The organism is Streptomyces sp. NPDC006265 (assembly GCF_040613555.1).
In the GTDB taxonomy this organism is placed as follows: domain Bacteria; phylum Actinomycetota; class Actinomycetes; order Streptomycetales; family Streptomycetaceae; genus Streptomyces.
This window is the reverse complement of sequence record NZ_JBEXSH010000737.1, coordinates 1-4628: the sequence shown is the minus strand read 5'-3', so window position 1 is coordinate 4628 and position 4628 is coordinate 1. Positions and strand designations below refer to the sequence as shown.

The 4628-nt window shown below is 68.3% G+C and carries 5 protein-coding genes; 1 reads left to right on the top strand and 4 read right to left on the bottom strand.

Translation table 11 applies throughout. The features are described from left to right. From ABZ281_RS38755 to ABZ281_RS38740, 4 genes are all read right to left on the bottom strand, one after another. Positions 1 to 769: AfsR/SARP family transcriptional regulator (locus ABZ281_RS38755; RefSeq protein WP_356662707.1), on the bottom strand; the 769-nt coding region annotated here is incomplete at its 3' end. 229 nt (positions 770 to 998) lie between these two features. Beyond that, the gene (locus tag ABZ281_RS38750; protein ID WP_356662706.1) at positions 999 to 1448 is read right to left on the bottom strand and encodes a MarR family transcriptional regulator; all 450 of its coding nucleotides are present in this window, start codon (positions 1446 to 1448) and stop codon (positions 999 to 1001) included. A 92-nt stretch (positions 1449 to 1540) separates the two neighbouring features. Further along, positions 1541 to 1972 (bottom strand): hotdog fold thioesterase, encoded by a 432-nt coding sequence (locus ABZ281_RS38745; RefSeq protein WP_356662705.1) that lies wholly within the window; start codon positions 1970 to 1972, stop codon positions 1541 to 1543. Between the two features lie 9 nt (positions 1973 to 1981). Continuing rightward, the gene (locus ABZ281_RS38740) at positions 1982 to 3547 is read right to left on the bottom strand and encodes an MFS transporter (RefSeq protein WP_356662704.1); all 1566 of its coding nucleotides are present in this window, start codon (positions 3545 to 3547) and stop codon (positions 1982 to 1984) included. A gap of 195 nt (positions 3548 to 3742) precedes the next feature. Between ABZ281_RS38740 and ABZ281_RS38735 the strand changes: the two genes are divergently transcribed. Further along, on the top strand, positions 3743 to 4628 hold an 886-nt coding region (locus ABZ281_RS38735), incomplete at its 3' end, for an aldo/keto reductase (protein WP_356662703.1).

The following is a 4628-nucleotide window of genomic DNA, read 5'->3' as shown; positions in this document are numbered from 1 at the left end:
ACCTGTACATCGCCACCGGTGACAACAACTCCAGCGGATTCAGCGACGGCGAGGGCTCCAGACCGAGTTCCTCCACCAGGCGGGCTCGCAGCCGCCGCATGACGGCGAGCGATTCCGCCCGTCGGCCGCAGCGGTACAGCGCGAGCATGAGATGCCGGTGGAAGTTCTCGTGCAACGGGTGCCGAGCGGTCAGTTCCTTGAGCTCCGGCACCAGCGTGTGGTGCGCGCCGCGCTGGAGATCGGCGTAGATCCGGTGCTCCTGGGTGCACAGCAGCGATTCGTCCAGGTGGACGATCCGGGCGCCGAGCAGTTCACCCGCCTCGACGTTGACGAGTGCCGGGCCGCGCCACAGCGCGACGGCCTGGTGAAGCAGTTCGGACCCCTGCACGAATTCACCGCGCTGGACGGCCGCACTGCCGGCTTCCGCCAGCGTCTCGTATTCCGAGATATCGAGCGCGACCCTGGAAGTGGACAGTACATAACTGCTGCCCTCAGTGATCAGAATTTCTTCTGCGACTTCGGTGGCGCTTTTCCTGAGTGCTTCCGCAATGGTTCGCCGAACCTGACCGATATACGTCTGGATCGTTGCCGTAGCGGTGCGCGGCGGGCTACTTCCCCACAACTCCTGCACAAGTGCATTGACCGATACCGCCCGATCCGCGTTGACGGCGAGTAAAGCGAGAATCCGTCGCGGCTTGGGTGCCAAAACGATCGGTTCCGACTCGTCATCGAGAACCGTCATCGGGCCGAGGACATGAATCTGCACCATTCCCCCTTATTGGTACATCCACCTCGAGTGACGCACCAACCATAGCAGGTTTTTGGCTTGAAATCGCAAATTCAGACGCACTGCGAACAAATGTTTACGTGCCGTACCAGTGCTTGTTACGTGCCTCACATCCGCAAAAGAGAGAAACCGCGGTGCTGCACCAATGGCGCAATCACCGCGGTTTCCCTGTCGTGCCATGCTCGACTTATGGCGTATACCCTCCGGCGGGTCAGTCCAGAGAGCCCAGCAGCGCGATCGCCCGCTCCAGGTATTCCTCGAAGTGGGCCAACTCCTCGGGCGTGAATTCGGCACTCAGCGAGCCCTCGACGCGCAACGCGGCCTTGTCGGCCTTCTTTGCGATGGCCCGACCCGCCCGGGTGGCCCGGTTGACCACGACCTTCTGATGGAGTTCCGAGGGTTCGCGGAACACCAGGTCGGCCTTCTCCAGATTGGTCAGCACCGTGGCCATCGTCTGCGGCGTCACCATGCACTCCCGTGCCAGCTGGGCCGCGGACATGCCGTCGGAGACCGACAGCAGCAGCAGGACCGAGTACTGGGGCACCGTCAGGCCGAACTCCCGCAGCACTTCCGTCTTGCGTGCGATGAGGGCCTGTTCCGCCCTCTTGATCGTGTGCCCGAGTCGGCCGGCGGCGACCGTCTCCGTCGTCGTGTTCGCCATGTCAATAGTCTTGCATACGACAGAGGACGAAGCATTAGTCGAGTATTGCCTCCGCCTGGGCGGCCGCCGGTCCTTGCCCCGGGCGGTTGCGGTCACCGCTGCTTCCGACGCCGGACAGCCGGGATCGCGCAGGTCAAGCGGGCGGTGCAGGTGCGCCGGCTCTGCTCGTCGCTGATGACGATCTCGTACGTAGCGGTGTGCGTACCCAGATGCAGCGGCCGGCAGTGACCGGTGACCAGCCCGGAGCGGGCCGTGGCGTGGTGGGTGCAGGACAGTTCCTGGCCGACGATGATCCGGTCGGCGCCCGCGTGGACCCAGGCGGCGAGCGACCCGAGCGTCTCGGCGAGGACCGCGTTGGCCCCGCCGTGCAGCAGGCCGATGGGCTGACGGTTGCCCTCCACCGGCATGGTGCCGACCACGAGGTCGGGCCCGCAGACGGTGATCTCGATACCGAGGCGCTCCACCAGCTGCTGGTCGACGAAGGGAGGTAGGACCTCGATGGGCCCCAGGGCGGTCTGTGTCATGTCCGCCCCTCAGTGCGCGGAGGCGGGTTCGGGCGCCGCCGTGGCCGCGTCGCCGGGGGCCTCGGCGGGCGCGTCACCGGACGGCTTCCCGCCCTTGAGCAGGCTGCCGACGACGACCGCGCTGACCGCACAGGCCGCCGCGACGATCCACATGGTGGTGTGCAGGCCACTGGCGTAGGCGTCGGCCATCACGGTCACGGCCCGGTCCCGGACCTCACCGGCCGGAAGCGACGCGGCGGCCTCGGGCAGGCCGCCCTGCAGCGTGCGCGAGGTCAGCGCCTCGGCACCACCCGGGTAGGCGGACACGGCACCGCTGTCGAGGGCGCTCTTGGTGAGGGCCGTGACGAGAGTGCCCAGCCCGGCCATGGAGACGGCATCGGAGGCGAGCCGCACCGTGTTGAACATGCCGGCGGCCATGCCCATCCGCTCCGGCTCGACGGCCGAGACCGCCGCGCCGTCCAGGATGCCCAGGGAGATGCCGTACCCGATGCCCAGGAAGAGCAGCGGGCCGGCCAGCGCGACCGTGGAGGCGCCGGGGTCGACCATGGTCAGCCATGCGGCGCCGACGGCGGAGAAGCACAGCAGCACGACGAACAGGGTGCGCTGCGAGATCTTCTGCGCGAGGACACCGGTGACGGCGGGCATCACCAGGGACGGCCCGGTCAGGAGAAGCAGGACCAGACCGATCCGGAAGGCGGACAGACCGCTCGTGGAGGTCAGGTAGGGCGGCAGCACGATGACGAGGGCCACGAAGCTGAACGCCAGCACCAGCGGCACCAGGCAGACGGCCAGGAACTGCGGCCGGGCGAACAGGCCCAGATCGAACATCGGGTGCTCGGTACGGCGTTCCACCGTCACGAAGACGGCCATCAGGATCAGGCAGCCGACGGCCGAGCCGAGCACGATCGGGTCGGTCCAGCCCCGGCCCGGCCCCTCCACGAGGGCGAGGACGAACAGGGCGACGCCGAAGCCGAAGGCGAACGTGCCGGTCCAGTCGAAGCGGGGCCCGCGGTTGGGTTCCGGGCGGGGCAGCAGCGGAGTGCTCAACAGGACCAGCGCGGAGACCGCGGCCAGGACGAGGAAGACCGAACGCCAGCCCCACAGGTTGACCAGCACACCGCCGAACATCGGTCCGAAGGCCAGGCCGGCTCCGAGGAACGTGCCGAAGAGGCCGAACGCCTTCGCGCGGGCGGCGCCGTCGAAGGACTGCGCCAGGATCGCGGTGATGGAGGCGAGCGCCGCGCCGCTGCCGAAGCCGGCGATCGCGCGCGAGACGTCGAGCAGCAGGATGCTGTTCGCCAGGCCCGAGACGGTCATCCAGAAGGCGAAGAAGGCCATGCCCCAGGTGAACATCCTGCGGTGGCCGACGCGGTCGGCGAGCGAGCCCATGGCCGCGAGGCTGCTGGACGCGGTCAGCATGTAGCCGTCGACCACCCACTGGGCGGCGGCGAGTGAGCTGTGCAGATCGGCGCCGATGTCGGGGACGGCCACGGACGGGCCGGTCACCACCAGGGTCATGAGCGGGCCGACGACGCACGCCGCGGCGAGCGTGGCCCGCGGGTTGCCGGTGGACACGGAGGATCACCTCTGTCTGTTCGTAGTCAGCTGACTGTTCGTTGTCAGCCATGTGTAAGAACCCTGGCATAGATTAGAGGGCTGAACATAGCTGCTGTCAATGTCGTATGGCAGAGTTCTGTGTAAAGATGGAGGCCTGTCAATCGACGGACCGACACGGCACACGGACGACTGGGAAAGGCGGTGCGCACGGCGATGCGCAGGATCCAACTGGGCGGCTCACAGCGGAGCTTCGCGGCCGTCGGCCTCGGCTGCATGGGAATGTCATGGGGCTACGACGAGCTGGGCCGGGACGAGAGCGAGTCGATCGGGGTCATACGGCATGCCGTCGACATCGGCGCCGATCTGATCGACACGGCCGACCAGTACGGCCCGTTCACCAATGAAGTCCTGGTCGGCAAGGCGCTGCGGGGCTACCGCGATCGTGTGCTGCTCGCCACCAAGGGCGGGCTCGTCGTGGACGACCCCGCCACCTACCGCAGCCACCGGGACGGCCGGCCCGAGTACCTGCGGGCCGCCGTCGACGCGAGCCTGCAGCGGCTCGGCGTGGATCACCTGGATCTCTACCAGCTGCACCGCATCGACCCCGAGGTACCGGTCGAGGAGAGCTGGGGGGCACTCGCGGAGCTGGTGAAGGAGGGCAAGCTGGGTGCGCTCGGCCTGTCCGAGGCGTCGGTGGAGGAGATCGGCCGGGCGCAGGCAGTCCACCCGGTCGCCTCGGTGCAGAGCGAACTGTCCCTGTGGAGCCGGAACGCCCTGACGGACGGCGTGGTGGAGCACTGCGGGCGCGAAGGCATCGCGTTCATCGCGTTCGCGCCACTCGGCCGGGGCTTCCTGTCCGGGCTCATCAGCAGCCCGAAGGACCTGCCGCGGGTGGACGGGCGGCACCGGATCCCGCGCTTCCAGCCCGAGGCCATCCAGGCCAACCAGGCCATCGTCGACCGGGTGCGGGCCGTGGCCGAAGGGCTGGGGGCGACCGTGGCGCAGGTGGCGATCGCGTGGGTGCTGGCCCAGGGCGACCACGTGGGCGTCATCCCCGGTACCAAGACCCGCCGCTACCTGGAGGACAACGTGGCGGCCG

Coding starts and splice junctions, on each gene's coding strand:
- ABZ281_RS38745 (WP_356662705.1), bottom strand. CDS start 1,972: ATGACACAGACCGCCCTGGGGCCCATCGAGGTCCTACCTCCCTTCGTC.
- ABZ281_RS38750 (WP_356662706.1), bottom strand. CDS start 1,448: ATGGCGAACACGACGACGGAGACGGTCGCCGCCGGCCGACTCGGGCAC.